This is a genomic window from Catenuloplanes nepalensis, from assembly GCF_030811575.1.
GTDB classification, from domain to species: Bacteria; Actinomycetota; Actinomycetes; order Mycobacteriales; family Micromonosporaceae; genus Catenuloplanes; species Catenuloplanes nepalensis.
Genome location: NZ_JAUSRA010000001.1, coordinates 7,297,769 through 7,313,819 on the forward strand (window position 1 = coordinate 7,297,769; position 16,051 = coordinate 7,313,819).

16 protein-coding genes are annotated in these 16,051 nt (G+C 73.1%); 11 read left to right on the top strand and 5 right to left on the bottom strand.

What is annotated here, in order from left to right; all coding sequences use genetic code 11:
* Nucleotides 1-80: 80 nt before the first annotated feature.
* Both J2S43_RS31410 and J2S43_RS31415 read left to right on the top strand, forming a co-directional pair.
* A complete protein-coding gene (locus tag J2S43_RS31410; RefSeq protein WP_306835204.1) occupies nt 81-914 on the top strand; it encodes a hypothetical protein in 834 nt (277 codons plus the stop codon).
* A complete protein-coding gene (locus J2S43_RS31415; protein ID WP_306835205.1) occupies nt 914-2,779 on the top strand; it encodes a hypothetical protein in 1,866 nt (621 codons plus the stop codon). The genes J2S43_RS31410 and J2S43_RS31415 overlap by 1 nt, the downstream gene beginning before the upstream one ends.
* A 575-nt stretch (nt 2,780-3,354) precedes the next feature.
* Here the strand turns inward: J2S43_RS31415 and J2S43_RS31420 are convergent.
* Both J2S43_RS31420 and J2S43_RS31425 read right to left on the bottom strand, forming a co-directional pair.
* A complete protein-coding gene (locus tag J2S43_RS31420; RefSeq protein ID WP_370881678.1) occupies nt 3,355-4,551 on the bottom strand; it encodes an acyl-CoA reductase in 1,197 nt (398 codons plus the stop codon).
* Nucleotides 4,548-5,636, bottom strand: coding sequence for a LuxE/PaaK family acyltransferase (locus J2S43_RS31425; RefSeq protein WP_306835207.1), 1,089 nt, complete (start codon nt 5,634-5,636; stop codon nt 4,548-4,550). Before J2S43_RS31425 ends, J2S43_RS31420 begins: the two co-directional genes overlap by 4 nt.
* Before the next feature lie 88 nt (nt 5,637-5,724).
* Here J2S43_RS31425 and J2S43_RS31430 point away from each other — a divergent pair, with 88 nt between their 5' ends.
* Nucleotides 5,725-6,471 (top strand): cytidylyltransferase domain-containing protein, encoded by a 747-nt coding sequence (locus tag J2S43_RS31430; RefSeq protein WP_306835209.1) that lies wholly within the window; start codon nt 5,725-5,727, stop codon nt 6,469-6,471.
* Nucleotides 6,472-6,506: 35 nt separating this feature from the next.
* A complete protein-coding gene (locus J2S43_RS31435; RefSeq protein WP_306839567.1) occupies nt 6,507-7,475 on the top strand; it encodes a PseG/SpsG family protein in 969 nt (322 codons plus the stop codon).
* Between the two features lie 118 nt (nt 7,476-7,593).
* On the opposite strand, the gene J2S43_RS31440 is transcribed toward J2S43_RS31435, so the two are convergent.
* Nucleotides 7,594-8,274 carry a GOLPH3/VPS74 family protein gene (locus J2S43_RS31440; RefSeq protein WP_306835211.1) on the bottom strand — a complete coding sequence of 227 codons (681 nt, stop codon included), beginning with the start codon at nt 8,272-8,274 and terminating at the stop codon, nt 7,594-7,596.
* Nucleotides 8,275-8,333: 59 nt separating this feature from the next.
* On the opposite strand from J2S43_RS31440, the gene J2S43_RS31445 reads away from it, so the two are divergent.
* A complete protein-coding gene (locus J2S43_RS31445; protein WP_306835213.1) occupies nt 8,334-8,822 on the top strand; it encodes an NUDIX hydrolase in 489 nt (162 codons plus the stop codon).
* 73 nt (nt 8,823-8,895) lie between these two features.
* Here J2S43_RS31445 and upp read toward each other — a convergent pair whose 3' ends face one another.
* Together upp and J2S43_RS31455 are read right to left on the bottom strand one after the other, a co-directional pair.
* Complete coding sequence (gene upp, locus J2S43_RS31450) at nt 8,896-9,528, bottom strand: uracil phosphoribosyltransferase (RefSeq protein WP_306835215.1); 633 nt, start codon at nt 9,526-9,528, stop codon at nt 8,896-8,898.
* Nucleotides 9,509-10,903 (bottom strand): glycosyltransferase, encoded by a 1,395-nt coding sequence (locus tag J2S43_RS31455; RefSeq protein WP_306835217.1) that lies wholly within the window; start codon nt 10,901-10,903, stop codon nt 9,509-9,511. The genes upp and J2S43_RS31455 overlap by 20 nt, the downstream gene beginning before the upstream one ends.
* Before the next feature lie 120 nt (nt 10,904-11,023).
* Between J2S43_RS31455 and deoC the strand changes: the two genes are divergently transcribed.
* From deoC to J2S43_RS31485, 6 genes are read left to right on the top strand one after another with little or no spacing between them, the layout of a single operon-like run.
* Nucleotides 11,024-11,962, top strand: a complete 939-nt coding sequence (deoC, locus tag J2S43_RS31460) for a deoxyribose-phosphate aldolase (RefSeq protein WP_306835219.1) — start codon at nt 11,024-11,026, stop codon at nt 11,960-11,962.
* 5 nt (nt 11,963-11,967) lie between these two features.
* Nucleotides 11,968-13,404: an aldehyde dehydrogenase family protein gene (locus J2S43_RS31465; protein ID WP_306835220.1), complete on the top strand. Its 1,437-nt coding sequence runs from the start codon at nt 11,968-11,970 to the stop codon at nt 13,402-13,404.
* Nucleotides 13,397-14,218: an aldehyde dehydrogenase family protein gene (locus tag J2S43_RS31470; RefSeq protein ID WP_306835221.1), complete on the top strand. Its 822-nt coding sequence runs from the start codon at nt 13,397-13,399 to the stop codon at nt 14,216-14,218. Before J2S43_RS31465 ends, J2S43_RS31470 begins: the two co-directional genes overlap by 8 nt.
* 41 nt (nt 14,219-14,259) lie before the next feature.
* Entirely contained in the window at nt 14,260-14,526 is a 267-nt protein-coding gene (locus J2S43_RS31475; RefSeq protein WP_306835222.1) for a hypothetical protein, read from the top strand.
* The gene (locus J2S43_RS31480; protein ID WP_306835223.1) at nt 14,523-14,891 is read left to right on the top strand and encodes a BlaI/MecI/CopY family transcriptional regulator; all 369 of its coding nucleotides are present in this window, start codon (nt 14,523-14,525) and stop codon (nt 14,889-14,891) included. The genes J2S43_RS31475 and J2S43_RS31480 overlap by 4 nt, the downstream gene beginning before the upstream one ends.
* Entirely contained in the window at nt 14,888-15,793 is a 906-nt protein-coding gene (locus J2S43_RS31485) for a M56 family metallopeptidase (protein WP_306835225.1), read from the top strand. Before J2S43_RS31480 ends, J2S43_RS31485 begins: the two co-directional genes overlap by 4 nt.
* Nucleotides 15,794-16,051 lie beyond the last annotated feature (258 nt).

Sequence of the window (16,051 nt, forward strand, 5' to 3'; positions counted from 1 at the left end):
TGAAGTCACCGAACAGGTGCGCGGCGCGTTGGGCACTGCGGAAACGTCGCCGTCGAGCCCCGGGAGCGCTGGGCCTGCCCATGCATCACGCGAACTACTACTACGGGCATGCACACGTGCTCGCCCGGTACTGCGGCCTCGCCGATCCGACGCACCCACCGCGGATGCTGGGTTACCTGCAGCACGGCTGGAACATCGGGGACGGGCTGGCGCCGGGCGTGCCGTTCGTGGACGGCAGCCCGCTGTTCGTCTGGTCCGAGGAGACCCGCCGCCGCGCGGTGTCGCAGGGCCGCCGCAACGTGGTCGCGATCGGGTCGCCGTTCGCCTACCTGCACGAGCTCGAACCCGCCACCGGCGAGGAACGGGAGGGCACGATCTTCTACCCGTTCCACGGCTGGGAGGGGCAGCAGGTGATGGGCGACCACCAGCGCCTGATCGACGAGGTGCGGTCCGTCGAGGAGGGCCCGGTCACGGTCTGTCTGTACTGGAACGAGCACCGCGTCCGCGCGATCCGCAAGCTCTACGAACGCGCCGGATTCCGGGTCATCTGCCACGGATACCGCGGCTTCTGGTGGCGCGACCACGACCGGGAGTTCCTGATCCGGCAGCTCGGCGAGCTGCGCCGGCACCGCCGGGTGGTGTCCAACCGGCTGTGCTCCGCGATCTGGTACGGCCTGCTCACCGGCGCGGACGCGGCCGTCTACGGCGACCCGATGGTGCTGGAGGACGGCGACCTGACGTTCGGCGGCGAGCCCCGGCTGCGCCGCCAGTGGCCCGAGGTCTACGGCTACACCACCGACCGTGAATCCTGCCGAGCCCTGGCCCGCCGGGAACTCGGCGCCGACAACCTGGCCCGGCCGGCGGAGCTGAGGAGCGTGCTCGGCTGGGCGGAGCCCCTGGAGAGGTGCGCCTGATGTTCGACCGCCCCGCCGCTCTACTGCCCGAGCCGGCCCACGCGGCCCCGGAGCCGCCGATCCCCGGCCAGATCAACCCGGCCGCGGCCGCGCTGGCGAACCTGTCCCGGATCGGCGGCGAGATGTTCGCCTGGTCCGACCCGGCGCACGGCTGCGGTGGCGCGCTCCGGCACCTACTGCGCACGCTGGTGCCGGCGCCCGGCGCGCACGTGCTGGTCGCCGGCCCGCACCACGACGAGCTGATCACCCTGCTGCACGACGCGGGCGCGACCGTGACGTGCCTGGTCCGCTCGCTGGGCGACGCGGAGGCGCTGGCACTGCGGTTTCCCGCGGCCGGCGTGCTCTGCGGTGACGCGGCCCGCCTCGATCCGAGCACTCGGTACGACCTCGTGATCTGCCTGGACGGCCTGGAGCGGCTGAACTCCACCGAGGGCACACCGCGCACCGACGACGAACTGCTGGCCACGCTCGCGAAGGCGGTCGCGCCGGACGGCACGCTGGTGCTCCGGCACGAGAACCCGCTCGGCGTGCACACGGCCGTGGAGCTGGACCCGGGCGCCCGCGAGCGCGACGACTCGGCCTGGTACCCCCCGGGCTCGGCCGCGGACCGGCCGGCCTCGCTTGCCGAGCTGACCACCCGCCTGGCCATCTTCGGGCTGCACTCCACCGCCGGCTACGCCGCGTTCCCGACGCCCGCGAACCCCACGGTACTCGTCGGCCCCGGCCTGCTGGGCGAGGCCGGCGCGCCGCTGCGCGGGCCGTTGCAGGCCGTGCTGGCCCGCGCGTTCACCGACGCCTACCGGGACCGGCCGGTGCTCAGCGACCCACGCCGGATGGCCGGCCGGGTGCTGCGCGCGGGCGCGGAGGCGGTGCTCGCCCCGGCGTGGGTGACCGTGTCCCGCGCATCCGGTGAGGTGCCGTCGCACGCGCTGCTGGCCGGCGACACGGACGGGCCGCACGCCTACACGCTGACGCCCGCGGACTGGGGCGCGACCGCGACCACGCTGGTCCCGGCGGACGAGTCGGCGGCCCGCGGCGGCCTGCGCCGGGTGAACGGCTCCTTCCCCGTACCCGCCGGGGTGATTCTGGAGGAACGGCTGCTCGGGCTGTGCGCACGCGCCGACCTGAGCGGCTTGCGCACCGAACTGCGACGGCTCGCGGCCTGGCTGGACGGCCACGCCCGGGAGGGCTGGGTGACCGGCCCGATGGCCCTGGCCGACGCCGGCGAGCTGCTGGACGACGGCACCCGGCTCGGCCTGGCCCCGCCGCGCTGGGCGCCGGACGAGCCGATCGCGGTGGACACGGTGCTGACCCGGGTGGCGTGGCGGTTCGCCGCGCGGCTGATCACCTCCGGCCAGCCGCACCCATGGCCGATCACCAGCAGCGCCGTCGACCTGGCCGGGCTGCTGCTCGGCATGATCGACCGCCCGCTCCGCGAGGAGTCGCTGCGCGCCGCGATCGCGATCGAACTCGACCTGTCCGGCCTGCCGCTCCCGGAACGCGACGGCCGGCGACGCGAACTGCTCGCGCTCGCGCCCGGCGCCGCCACGATCGACGTGCCCGGCTACCGCGAGCTGGCCGAGGCGCTGTGGCGCCAGCGCTATCAGGTCAGCCACCTGCTGGCCCAGATGGAGTGGACCGAGCAGATCATCCGCTCGCGTGACCTACACCTGTCCAAGATGGACTGGGAGATCCAGCTCTACCGCCGGTCCTGGCCGGGCCGCTTCCTGATGGTCGCGCGCAGCGGCTACAAACTGGTCCGCAGCGACACCCGCAAGCTCTCCAGGAGGATCAGCAAACGCCGCGCCGCCGCCCGCCGCGCCAAGCGCGACCCCAACTTCCCCCAGCCCGGCGACGTCATCTGACCCGCCCGCCAGGGCTGATTCCCACCATCGGGAGTTCGCCCTGGCCTACCCTTTCGAACTTCTTCAAACCGATCTTCCCGCTCCCGGCCGGGTACAGCCCGCATGCTCCCGCGGGCAAACCGCGCGGCGGCCTCCGCCGCCGCTCCGGTCGCCGCGGCGGAGCCAGTCCCGCCGCCGGTCACCGAACCCCCGCAACCCTCGCCGCCGCCCCTTCCCGGCCGCGCCGGCGGACGATCTCACCCAGAACCTTTGCTCTGCTTACCTGGCTCAACCTTGCGCTTCGACGCCCCCTCACGCCCGCCACCGAACAGCTTCCGCACACACCCACTTTGCTCTGCTTACCGGGCTCAACGTTGCGCCCCATGCCCGCTATCGGACGTCGGGGCCGACCGTCGGCGGAGGGCATCGGGCGGCCGGGGCCGCCTGACGCGGTTCGCTCTCTGACCTGCCGAGACGAGCGTTTCAGGCGCAAGGTTGAGCCGGGTAAGCAGAGCAAAAAACGGCGGAGAGAGTCGTTGGCACGGCACGGGGAAGCGGGGCGAAACGGGCTTATCGCATCAGCAAGGGAAGGGCAGTCAGGGGCGGATCGTGGTGCGGGTGGTGAACTCCTCCAGGAGGTCGTGGCCGTCCCAGACCGGGGCGAAGGCGAGGGCCTGCCCGAACGGGACGATGCGGTCCAGGCCGCGCCCCGGGACCGCCGTTACCAGCGCGCGCAGTTCCGCGCCGGAGAAGCCGAAGTGGCTCAGCGTCTGATCGCGCGGCGTGATCAGTGGGGCCAGATCGGTCAGGTCGTCCAGCCGGGCGACCGCGACCACGCCGGTGCCGAGCCAGCCGCGGGGCGGCTCGGCGCCGTCCGTGAGGTGCAGCCAGGTCAGCTCGTTGCTGGGGAAGCGGACACCGGCGGCACGGCCGTCGGCGGCCAGGCCGTAGGTGCGAACCCGCTTCTCGACGGCCATCGCGGCGTCGACCGTCCAGCCGCGCCGGTGCACGGCGTCGGCGAGCTCCCGGCGGAAGCCGTCGAGCGCCTTCTCCGCGTCGGCCGGCGCGCCGATCACGTAGAGCGTGCGCGGGGACGAGCAGGCGGCCTGGTCGAACCAGTAGACGTCGTTCGCGTAGCCGTCCGCGGCGGCGCGCCGGGCGTCGCCCGCGGCGGCCAGCCAGCCGGGCGCGGACAGCACCGCGAACGAGGAGCGGTCCGGGAAGGTCAGGTCGCGGGCGAGCGGGCTGAGCGGGTGGCGGCGCAGCTCGGTCACGCTGGCGTCGCCGCCCCAGAGCACCCGCAGGTCACAGGCGGCGGAGAGGTCCGCGGTGATCGCGTCGTCCCGGCCGTAGGAGACCATCCGCTGGGTGCGCGCGATCACCGGGTCGGCGTCGGCGAGCGCGTCGTTCAGCGCGGCGAGCACGACGTCGGCGGCGCCGGCGGAGCGGCTGGAGAGGCGGACCACGTTGCGGTTGCCGGCGAGCGCGCTCAGCGCCCAGGAGTAGACGAACACGGTGTCCACGTTGGCCGGTGGCACGTGGAAGACCAGGCCGCGCGGGCGGCGTACCGTGTGCGGATCCTGTTCTTGAAGGCGGGCGGCGGTCCGGGCCAGTTCGGCGCGGCGCAGGAAGAAGCCGAGCGAGCCCAGCTCCGGGTGGGCGCGCGCGACGGACGGCGCGAGCAGCCGGGCGGAGAGCGCGCCGAGGAACGCGACCACGCGCGGGTCACCGGCGGTCAGCGGATCCGTGGCGGGCAGCAGGCCGGTGGCGGCGGCCGGGAAACGGACGATCACAGTGCGGCCCTCCCCTGCGCGGGTACGGCGTAGACGTCGCTGCAGCCGCGCGCCTCGGCCCTCGGCAGCCGGCCGAGCACCTCGAACCGTTTGCCGGGCCAGGCCCCGTCGTCGACGCCGTGCACCACGCCGAGATCCTCGGTGAGCAGCACATTCCCCGGGTACGACGTGGGCAGCGTGCTGACCAGCTCGATCAGGCCCGGAGTGCCGGCCGGCTGCTCGGCCCAGGTGCGCGGGTCCCGGATGATCACGTCGGCGAAGTCCGGGCAGTAGAGCCCGCCGCCGTCCGGTCCCTCCAGGAACACCGTGCCGATCTGCTCGACCATGCCGTAGAAGTTGTGGATCCGCCGCAGGCCGGTGTCCGTGGTGAACCGCGCGCGGAACGCGGCCGGCGAGACCGCCTGGTCCTGCAGCTTCTTCCACCCTCCGGAGTGGACGAGCACGCCGTTGCTGAGGTCCCAGCCGCGGTCGCGGGCCAGCTCGTAGAGGTGCAGCCAGACCATGAAGGTGAATCCGAAGATCAGGAAGGGCCGTTCGCCGTGCTTGCGGAGGAACGCCTCGATGGTGTCCGGGTCGGCCACGCCGTCCGCGTCCAGCGCCCACGCGTGGTCCCGGCCGAAGCCCATCATGCCGAGCACGCCGGCGCCGCGCGCGGAGAACGTGCGCCGGTCGGCCAGGATCGCGCGCGTGTCGACCAGCAGCATCGGCAGCCGGTGCGGGCCGAGCACGGTCTGCATGGTGCGGGACAGCATGCGGCTCTGCGCGGCCGCGGCGTGCTGGTCCAGGAAGATCCGGCTCGGCGTTCCGGTGGTCCCGCTGCTGGTCAGCGTCTTGAAGACGGCCGCGTCCGGGATGCTCTTCAGCGCGTGCGTCTTGAACATCCGCACCGGCAGCCAGGGCAGTTCCTCGAGCGTGCCGTAGTCCCGGCCGGCGCCGTGCCCGATCGCGTCCATGATCTGGCGGTACGGCGGGCAGCCGGCCCGGTGCGCCACCAGCCGTTCGGCGATCTCCGGCAGCAGCCGTTCCTCCTTGGCCGGCTGCGCCAGCCGGAAGACCTCCGGCGCGCCCAGGGTGTCGGTCGGCACGCGGTCACCCCCGTCTCTGAAGCTCGTTGACCCTCGGGGCCGCACGTCGGACGGCCCCCGGAGTTGAACGAGAGCGGGAGCGGCACGGATGCGGATCGTCGGAATCGTCCAGGCCCGGATGGGCTCCGAGCGGCTGCCGGGCAAGGTGCTGCGGCCGCTCGGGGACCGCAGCGTGCTCGCCTGGGTGATCCGGGCCGCGCGCGCGGCCGGCTGCCTCGACGACCTGATCGTGGCGACCAGCGACCGTCCCGAGGACGCGGCCGTCGCCGCCGAGTGCGATCACCTGGGGGTACGGGTGTTCCGCGGCCCGGCCGAGGACGTACTGACCCGGTTCGTGGGCGCGCTGTCCGGCGTGCTGCCGGCGCAGGGCCGGGGGTTCGACGCGGTGATGCGGTTCAACGCGGACTGCCCGCTGCTCGACCCGGAGGTGATCCGCACCGCGGTCCGGCACTTCACCGCCTCGCCCGGCCTGGACTATCTGAGCACGTCGCTGCACCGGGTGCTGCCGCTCGGCACGGACGTGGAAATCGTCTCGGTGGACGCGCTGCGCCGCGCGGACCGGCTCGCCACCGGGTTCCACCGCACGCACGTGACCTCGTACGTGTACACCCATCCGGAGGATTTCACGGTCACCGGCATCGCGCTGCCGCCGGACCGCTCCGGGCTGCGCGTCACGCTGGACACGATCGAGGACTGGCGGCTGATCGAGGCGGTGGTGGCCCATTTCGGTGACCGGATCGTCGGGGTGGGCGAGCTGTCCGCCTGGCTGGACGCGAACCCGGACGTGCGCGCGCTCAACGGCGAGGTCCGGCAGAAGGCGCTGGCCGACCGGTGATCGCGGTCGGCCTGCGCTGCGACGCGGGCGTGACGATGGGCGCCGGCCACCTGGTCCGCTGCCTGGCGCTCGCGGAGGAGCTGCTCGCGCGCGGCTGCCGGGTGGCCCTGCTCGGCGACGTCGGCTCGGTGTCGTGGACCGCACGGGAGATCGACCGGCTCGGCCTGCCGGTGGTCGCGGCACCGCCGTCGCCCGAGGCGCTGGCGCTGACCGCGCGGCGGCTCGGACTGGACGCCGTGGTGATCGACTCGTACGTGACGGACCCGGGCTGCGCGGCCGCGCTGCGGGCCGGCGGGGTCACCGTGCTGGCGATCGTCGACGGCGATCCGCGCGGCCAGGACGCCGATCTCTACCTGGACCAGAACCTCGGGGCCGAGCTGGTCGCGCCGCCGCTGCCGCCGGGCGCGATCCGGCTGGCCGGGTTGCCGTACGTGCTGCTCCGCGACTCGGTCCGGTCCCGCCGTCCGTCGCGGCCCCGCCCGCCGTCCGCGCCGGGCGCGCCGTCGGTGGTCTGCTTCTTCGGCGGGACCGACCCGGCCGGCGCGGCACCGGTGCTGGCCGGGATGCTGGCCGCGACCGGCGTGCCGCTGGACGCGATCGTGGTCTCCCCGGTCCCGGCCGAGATCCCGGTCACGCCCGGCCAGCGGTTCCGGTGCGTGCCGAACACGCCGGACCTGCCCGAGCTGCTCGACGGCGCCGACCTGGTGGTGAGCGCGGCCGGCACGTCCACCTGGGAGCTGCTCTGCCTCGGCGTCTGCCCCGCGCTGGTCATGGTCGCGGACAACCAGCGCCTCGGGTACGACGCGATGCTGGCCCGCGGCCTCGGCTTCGGCCTGGGCGCGGTCGCGGACCTGCCGTCCCCGGCCGCGATCTCGACGCTGCGGGAGGCGCTGACGTCACCGTCGCGCCGCCACGAGCTGGCCGCCCGCGGCTGGTCCGAGATCGACGGTGACGGCCGTGTCCGGGCCGCGGACGCGCTGCTCGCAATGACCGGCTCCCGCTAGGACTGAGCCCGGCCTCGCGCCCGCTTTGCTCTGCTTACCTGAACAAAACGCCCACGTGACTTTCCGGGCGTATCACCCGAGTCACCCGGCCGCAGGTACCCCCCGATGGGCTTGAATGTCAGGCGCGGGCGCCGAGGGCCTGGTTGACCGCGCGGCCGAGGGCGGCGATGACCAGCGAGACGCTGGGGCGGATGGTGGACTCCTCCATGCTGACGCCGCCGCCGAAACCGGCCCCGGTGGCGATCTCCTCCAGGCGCTTGTGCGCGCGCTGCAGGGCCTCACTGTCCAGGCCGAGCGCGGGCTCCATGCGGGTGGCGGCGAGCAGCGTGGCCAGCGCGGCGGTGCGCTCGTCCGGGAGGGACCGGCCGGTCAGCGCCTCGGCGAGGCGGGCACGGATGTCCTGCTCGTGGCTGTGATCGGCGGTCGGGTAGCGGTGCAGGTGGATCACGCCACCCATGGCGGTCTCGTCCACGTCGCGCACCACGCCGCGCTCGACCAGGTCGGCCAGCACCCGGTCGCGCAGGCCGTGCCGGAGGCGCTGCAGCCAGGACGCGGACGTGTGCGGCGTGTCCGAGTCGATCTTCGCGAGGACCGCGTCCAGGATCGGGTCGCCGACCGGCGCGTTGTCCTTCACCACCAGCGAGTCACCCGACATGGTCAGACGGCCCACCAGCGCCAGCTCCACCAGGACCGCCGCGGCCATGCCGAGGTCGAGCGCGATCCGCGACCCGATGGCGCGTCCGGACTTGTCGTCATACGCCAGGACCAGCAATTCCTCGGGCAACGTAATGGGAGCCATGGCCATGACCATAGTGGCCGCCCCCAAGAGCGCGGTAGGGGCTGGTTAGGGTGGAGCCGGTGCAGGCCATCATCGCCACGCTGGGCTACGTATACTCCGCCGACCGGCGGGAAATCCTCATGATCAGGCGGGACGCGCGCCCGGACGACGTGCACTTCGGCAAGTGCAACGGGCTCGGCGGCAAGCTCGAGGCCGGCGAGGACGTGGTGTCCGGAATGCGACGCGAGATTCTGGAGGAGGCCGGCCTCACCTGCGACGCGCTGGACCTGGCCGGGACGATCTCGTGGCCCGGGTTCGGTCGCGACGGGGCGAACTGGTTCGGCTTCGTCTTCCGGATCACCGAGTGGTCCGGCACGCCGCTGACGTCGAACCCGGAGGGCACGCTGGCCTGGACGCCGATCGAGGACGTGCTGGCCGGCGCGGTGCCGATGTGGGAGAGCGACCGGCACTTCCTGCCGCTGGTGTTCGCCGAGAACCCACGGGTCTTCCACGGCGTCATGCCGTTCGCCGCGGGCCGGGCGCTGTCCTGGGGCTACTCCGAGATCTGAACCGCGATCCAGGCGTCCCATGTCGCTGGAGCGATGCGGGGGACGCCTGGATCGCGGATGGAGCGTGGACCGATCAGAAACGGGGCATGCCGCCGAACTGGCGGTCGCCTGCGTCACCGAGGCCCGGCACGATGAACCTGTGCTCGTTGAGTTTCTCGTCGATCGACGCGGTGACCAGGCGCAACGGCAGGCCGGAGGCACGCAGGCGGTCGATGCCGGGCGGGGCCGCCAGCACGCACACGACGATGATGTCGGTGCAGCCGCGGTCGGTCAGCAGGCGGCAGCAGTGCTCCAGCGAGCCGCCGGTGGCCAGCATCGGGTCGAGGACCAGCACCGGGTGGCCGGTCAGGTCGACCGGGAGCGACTCCATGTACGCCCGGGGCTCGAACGTCACCTCGTCGCGCGCCAGGCCGACGAAGCCCATGGACGACTCGGGCAGCAGCGCGAGCGCGGAGTCGGCCATGCCCAGCCCGGCGCGGAGCACCGGCACGATCAGCGGCGGTTTCGCCAGGCGGGTGCCGGACGTGGGCGCGACCGGCGTCTCCACCGGGAACCGCTCGACGTCGAACGTGCGCGCGGCCTCGTACACGAGCATGGTGGTGAGCTCGGTGAGCGCCGCGCGGAACGCGGCCGAGTCGGTGCGCGCGTCGCGCATCGCGGTCAGCCGGGACTGGGCAAGGGGATGATCAACGACGTGTACGTCCACGGTCGTTCAACCTACCGGCAGCGGCGGACGCGAACGAGTAGACCTCACACATCGTCTCCGCGTACGCCGCCGGCGTGTGCCGTGCGGCCTGCGCGGCGGCGGCCTCGCCGACCTCGCGCGCCCGCTTCGGGTCGGCCAGCAGGTCCAGCACCGCGCCGGCGAAGTGCTCCGGCTCCGGGCGGGCGAGCACGGCGGCACCGCCGAGCGGCCCCTGCCCGTGCAGCACCTCGTCGCACATCACCGCGGGCACCCCGGCCAGCGCGGCCTCCTGCAGCACCAGCGCCTGGGTGTCGGACAGTGACGGGAAGACGAACGCTTCGGCCGCACCGTACGCGGCCGCGACCACGTGCGACGGCTGCTCGCCGGCGACCGTGATCCGGGCCGCCGCCTCCGGGCCCGCCGCGTCGATCAGCGCGGCCAGCCAGCGGCGCTCGAAGACCGCGCCGACCAGCACCAGCCGGGCGTGCGGGTCGCGCGCCGCGATCCGGCCGAAGCTCTCGACCAGCAGGTCGACGCCCTTCTCGCGGTTGACCCGGCCGACGAAGAGCAGCACCCGGTCGGTCTCCGCGATGCCGTGCTCGGCGCGGAACGCCGCGACCGCCTCCGGCGTCGTGGGCCGCGCGGCCACGCCGGTCGGGACCAGGAAGATCCGCTCGTCCGGCACCGGCAGCGTGATCCGGTTGAGCGCGGCGCGGGTCGGCACGATCACCGCGTCCGCGTCGCCGAGCAGCAGCCGGTTGTAGTTGTTGATCGCCTCGTGCCGGCTGCTGACCCGGTCCGGGGCGACCCGGGACGGTCGGCGCCCGGTGGCGCGGCGGGCCACGCTGGCGGCCCGGCCGGCCACCAGGCGGGTGCGCGCGGCGGCGTTGCGGGCGTAGCGGACCGCGCGCGGGCCGGTGACCGGGAGCAGGTGCGAGTCGCGCACCGGCACGCCGAGGCGGCGCGCGTAGAGCTTGGTGATCGCGTTCAGCGCGCTGGCCGGGACCCGGTACGCGTCCACGTACGCGTGCAGGTCGGTGTGGTAGGTGTGGATCATCGGGATCCCGAGCTTGCGCGCCGCGACCACGCCGAGCAGCCCGATCGTCCCGGGCGTGTGCACGTGGACGATGTCCGGCCGGAACGCCTCGATCTGGTCCAGGGTGGCGTTGGCCCCGGTCTCGCGGAGCAGCCACGGCGACAGTCGCAGGTTTGCCACGCCGCAGGGAAGGGCACGTAGCGTCAGCAGACCGTCCTCGGCCACCTGGTCGGGGTGCCGGGGCACGATGGTCATGCCGGGGTGGCCCTGCTCGGCGAGCGCGGTGGTGAGCGTCCGGATGGACGTGATCACTCCGTCGCGGCGGGGCAGGTACGTATCGGAGAAGTGCACTACTCGCACAGCGAGAGACAATCGGAGCCGTCGGTCAACGTCAAGTGTCAATTACCTCTCAGAACGATGAAGAGTGCCCATCCGGCCGTGATTGATCATGAAACGTGAGATCTGCGTAGACTCCGTGTCATGACGGTTTCACCGACTGCCCTGGCGGACGTGGCCCGCTCGGAGGCCAGCCTGCGGGCGTTCCTGCACGGTCTCCCGGGCGTGGACAGGGTCGGTGCCGACCAGCGTGCGGCCACGCTCGGCACCCGTTCGATCAAGACCTCCGCCAAGGCGTGGGCGATCGATCTCGCCACCCGTATGGTGGATCTCACGACGCTGGAGGGTGCGGACACCCCCGGCAAGGTACGCAATCTGTGCCAGAAGGCGTTGCACCCGGGCCACGGCGCGCCGCGAGTCGCCGCGGTCTGCGTCTACCCCGCGATGGTGCCGGTCGCGCACGAGGTGCTGCGCGGCACCGGCGTGCACCTGGCCAGCGTGGCGACCGCGTTCCCGTCCGGTCAGGTCCCGCTGAGCGTGCGGCTGGCCGACACCCGGGCCGCGGTCGAGGCCGGCGCCGACGAGATCGACATGGTGATCAACCGGGGCGCGTTCCTGTCCGGCCGCTACACCGAGGTCTTCGAGGAGATCGTCGCGGTCAAGGAGGCGTGCGGCGACGCGCACCTGAAGGTGATCCTGGAGACCGGCGAGCTGGTCACCTACGACAGCGTGCGCCGGGCGTCCTGGCTTGCCATGCTGGCCGGCGGCGACTTCATCAAGACCTCCACCGGCAAGGTCCCGGTCGCGGCCACGCCGCCGGTCACGATGATCATGCTGGAGGCGGTCCGTGACTTTCTCGCGCAGACCGGCCGCAAGGTGGGCGTGAAGCCGGCCGGCGGCATCCGCACCACCAAGGACGCGATCAAGTACCTGGTGCTGGTCAACGAGACGGCCGGTGAGGGCTGGCTGGACCCGGACTGGTTCCGGTTCGGCGCGTCGACGCTCCTCAACGACCTGCTCATGCAGCGCAGCAAGCTCGCCACCGGCCACTACACCGGCCCCGACTACGTCACCCTGGACTGAAGCCAATGGCAGCCTTCGAGTACGCGCCCGCACCCGAGTCCCGGTCGGTCGTCGAGATCAGACCGGCCTACGGCCTGTTCATCGACGGTACGTTCACCGGCGCGCGGGACGGCGGAGTGATCAAGACGGTGAACCCGGCGACCGAGGAGGTCCTGTCCGAGGTCGCCGAGGCCGGCGAGGCCGACGTGGACCGCGCGGTGACGGTGGCCCGGGCCGCGTTCGAGCGGGTCTGGGGCCCGATGCCGGGCGCCGAGCGGGCGAAGTACCTGTTCCGGATCGCCCGGCTGGTGCAGGAGCGGGCGCGCGAGTTCGCGGTGCTGGAGTCGCTGGACAACGGCAAGCCGATCCGGGAGTCGCGCGACGTCGACGTACCCCTGGCGGCTGCTCATTTCTTTTATCACGCCGGTTGGGCGGACAAGCTGGGATACGCCGGGTTCGGCCCGGCACCGGCGCCGCTCGGCGTGGCCGCACAGGTCATCCCGTGGAACTTCCCACTGCTCATGCTGGCCTGGAAGGTCGCGCCGGCGCTGGCCGCGGGCAACACCGTGGTGCTCAAGCCGGCCGAGACCACGCCGCTGACCGCGCTGCTGTTCGCGGAGATCTGCCGGCAGGCGGAGCTGCCGGCCGGCGTGGTCAACATCGTCACCGGCGCCGGCGAGACCGGCCGCTACCTGGTGGCGCACCCGGGCGTGGACAAGGTCGCGTTCACCGGCTCGACCGCGGTCGGCCGGGAGATCGCCCGCGCGGTGGCCGGCACGCCCAAGAAGCTGACGCTGGAGCTGGGCGGCAAGGCGGCGAACATCGTGTTCGACGACGCGCCGATCTCCCAGGCCGTCGAGGGCATCGTCGACGGGATCTTCTTCAACCAGGGGCACGTGTGCTGTGCCGGGTCGCGGCTGCTGGTGCAGGAGCCGATCCTCGACGAGGTGCTGGACGCGCTCAAGCGGCGGATGTCCCAGCTGCGCGTCGGCGACCCGCTGGACAAGAACACCGACGTCGGCGCGATCAACTCGGCCGAGCAGCTGGCCCGGATCACGGAGCTGTCCGCCGCCGGTGAGGCCGAGGGCGCCCAGCGCTGGCAGCCCGCCTGTGAGCTGCCGGAACGCGGCTACTGGTTCCGGCCTACGCTGTTCACCGGCGTCTCCCAGGCGCACCGGATCGCGCAGGACGAGGTCTTCGGGCCGGTGCTGTCCGTGCTCACGTTCCGCACCCCGGCCGAGGCGATCGAGAAGGCCAACAACACGCCGTACGGGCTGTCCGCCGGCATCTGGTCCGAGAAGGGCTCGCGGATCCTCGCGGTCGCGGACAAGCTCCGGGCCGGCGTGGTGTGGGCCAACACGTTCAACAAGTTCGACCCCACCTCGCCGTTCGGCGGCTACAAGGAGTCCGGATACGGCCGCGAGGGCGGCCGCCACGGCCTGGAGGCGTACCTCGATGTCTAGTGGCCCTCGTCTTGCCGTTCGCAAGACCTACAAACTCTTCATCGGTGGCACGTTCCCGCGCAGCGAGTCAGGGCGGACCTATCCCGTGGACGACAGCAACGTCGCGCTCGCCTCCCGCAAGGACCTCCGGGACGCGGTCGTCGCCGCGCGCAAGGCGTTCCCCGGCTGGTCCGGCGCCACCGCGTACAACCGGGGTCAGGTGGTCTACCGGATCGCCGAGATGGTCGAGGCCCGGCGCAGGGAGTTCAAGGCGCTGGGCGTGCCGTCCGACGAGGTGGACGCCGCGATCGACCGCCTGGTCTGGTACGCCGGCTGGAGCGACAAGATCGCCCAGGTGCTCGGCGGCGCGAACCCGGTGGCCGGCCCGTACTTCAACGTCTCGGCCCCGGAGCCGTCCGGCGTGGCCGGCGTGCTCGCACCGGCCGACTCCGCGCTGCTCGGCCTGGTCTCGACGGTCGCGCCCGCGATCGTCACCGGCAACACGGTCGTGCTGCTCGCCGCCGAGGACCACCCGCTGGCCGCGATCACCTTCGCCGAGGTTCTGGCCACCTCCGACGTCCCGGCCGGCGTGGTCAACATCCTCACCGGCCGCCCCGCCGAGACCGCGCCCTGGCTCGCCGCGCACGCCGACGTCAACACGCTCGACCTGGCAGGCGCCGATCCTGAGCTGGCCGTGACGCTGGAGACCGCCGCCGCCGACACGCTCAAGCGCGTCCTCCGCCCCACCCCCACCGACTGGTTCGCCGACCCCGGCCTCCGCCGCCTCAAGTCCCACCTCGAAACCAAAACCGTCTGGCACCCCAGGGGTATGTAGCGCTGGAGCGCGCGGGACACGTCGCGGAGACGAACATCGGCGTGCGCGGCGATGATCGGGACGGCCGGCTCGCGGATGTGGCTGTGTTCCATGACGAACCACAGAATCCTGGGATCGTGTGGCATCCGGTCACCGACGTGCGGCTGGTGGTACTGATCGGACCACAGAAATACAAAGATCAAGGCCAGCGTTGGTACGCCGCACGCGGCGTGGCGGCATACCGAATCTTTGATCATGAGTCCGCGAGGACGCTCACCGAGTTCGCACACGACGCCGATGTACTACGGGCGGTAGGATTGCGGGCGTGATACGGCTGGGTGACCTTGAGCGTGCGGTGATGGACGTCCTGTGGGACGGGGCCGGCGGGGGTCACACGGTGCGGGACGTAGCGGATGCGCTGGCGGACCGCGGCCTGGCCTACACGACCGTGATGACCGTGCTGGACCGGCTGGCCGGCAAGGGCATGGTGGAGCGGGAGCGCGCCGGCCGGGCCTGGAGCTACCGGGCCGCGGCGGCCCGCGAGGCCTATATCGCTCAGCTCATGCTGGACGCGCTGGACCTGGCCGGCAGCCGGGACGCGGCGCTGGTCCGGTTCGCCCGGTCGGTCAGCGGAACCGAGGCCGAGGTGCTGCGGAGCGCGCTGACGGACGAGGCCGGAGGCGGGCAACGATGATCCACGCGCTGCACTTCGCCGGCGGGGCGCTGCTCGCCTACGTGACCGCGCGGGTGCTGGCCCGGGCCCGGTGGACCTGGCGCATCCCGCGCGTCGCGATCGTCTGCTGGCAGCTGATCGGGCTGGGCTTCGGGCTGAGCGCGATCGGCGTACCGCTGGCGCTCGGTCTTGATCCCTATGACGCCGGCCCCGGCACCGCGCTGCGCCTGCTGGCCGCGGACCTGACCGGCGGGCGGCTTCCGGAAGGGCTCGGCGTCGGGCATCTCGCCGCGATCGCCGTCAGCCTCGGCATCGGCGCCACCCTCGCCGGGACCACGATCGACTCCCTGATCCGGGCGGTGCGGGCCCAGCGCCGCCACCGTGACCTGCTCACGCTCGTGGCACGCGACGATCCGGCCGCGCCCGGCGCGCTGGTGCTCGACCACCCGAGCGCGGCCGCCTACTGCCTGCCCGGCCTGCACCCGCGCGTGGTGGTCAGCGCCGGCACGCTGAGCCTGCTCGACCGCGCACAGCTGGCCGCGGTGCTGGAGCACGAGCGCGCACACGCGAACGAGCGGCACGACCTGGTGCTGCTGCCGTTCACCGCGCTGACCCGAGCGCTGCCGTGGGCCCGCTGGCTGCACGCGGCGGCCGCGATGGTGGCGCTCCTGGTCGAGATGCGCGCGGACGACCGGGCGCTGGAGCGGCACGCGGAGGGCCCGCTGGCGTCCGCGCTGCTGCGGTTCGCCACGGCCGGGTCGCGGCTCACGCCGTCCGGTGCGCTGGGCGCGGCCGACCGGGACGTGGAGGCGCGCGTGCAGCGGCTGCTGGCCCGCCGCCGCCCGGCACGGGTCCGGGGCGCGGTGGCGCTGGCGGCGGCGACGACGCTGGTCGCGCTGCCGATCTCGCTCTTCCTCTCCTGACCCACCTGCCGCAGAACCCGGCATTCCCGGCACGCTTCCCGCGCACCTTCGCTCTGCTCACCGGGCTCGACACTGCCGCAGCCCTCACAGCCGCGACCGCCCCCTTTGCTCTGCTTACCGAGATCGACACCGCCGCAGCCCTCACAGCCGCGACCGCCGCCTTTGCTCTGCTTACCTCGCCGCCGCACCACCGCCCCGGCGGCAGTCCCCGGCTCTGCTCACCGGGCCCACCGCCGCCGGACGATCTCACCGCGGCCC

Excerpts from the sequence above, each read along its gene's own strand:
- J2S43_RS31410 (WP_306835204.1), top strand. The coding sequence starts at position 81 with ATGCATCACGCGAACTACTACTACGGGCATGCACACGTGCTCGCCCGG.
- J2S43_RS31415 (WP_306835205.1), top strand. The coding sequence starts at position 914 with ATGTTCGACCGCCCCGCCGCTCTACTGCCCGAGCCGGCCCACGCGGCC.
- J2S43_RS31430 (WP_306835209.1), top strand. The coding sequence starts at position 5,725 with ATGCGGATCGTCGGAATCGTCCAGGCCCGGATGGGCTCCGAGCGGCTG.
- J2S43_RS31435 (WP_306839567.1), top strand. The coding sequence starts at position 6,507 with ATGGGCGCCGGCCACCTGGTCCGCTGCCTGGCGCTCGCGGAGGAGCTG.
- J2S43_RS31440 (WP_306835211.1), bottom strand. The coding sequence starts at position 8,274 with ATGGCTCCCATTACGTTGCCCGAGGAATTGCTGGTCCTGGCGTATGAC.
- deoC (WP_306835219.1), top strand. The coding sequence starts at position 11,024 with ATGACGGTTTCACCGACTGCCCTGGCGGACGTGGCCCGCTCGGAGGCC.
- J2S43_RS31465 (WP_306835220.1), top strand. The coding sequence starts at position 11,968 with ATGGCAGCCTTCGAGTACGCGCCCGCACCCGAGTCCCGGTCGGTCGTC.
- J2S43_RS31470 (WP_306835221.1), top strand. The coding sequence starts at position 13,397 with ATGTCTAGTGGCCCTCGTCTTGCCGTTCGCAAGACCTACAAACTCTTC.
- J2S43_RS31485 (WP_306835225.1), top strand. The coding sequence starts at position 14,888 with ATGATCCACGCGCTGCACTTCGCCGGCGGGGCGCTGCTCGCCTACGTG.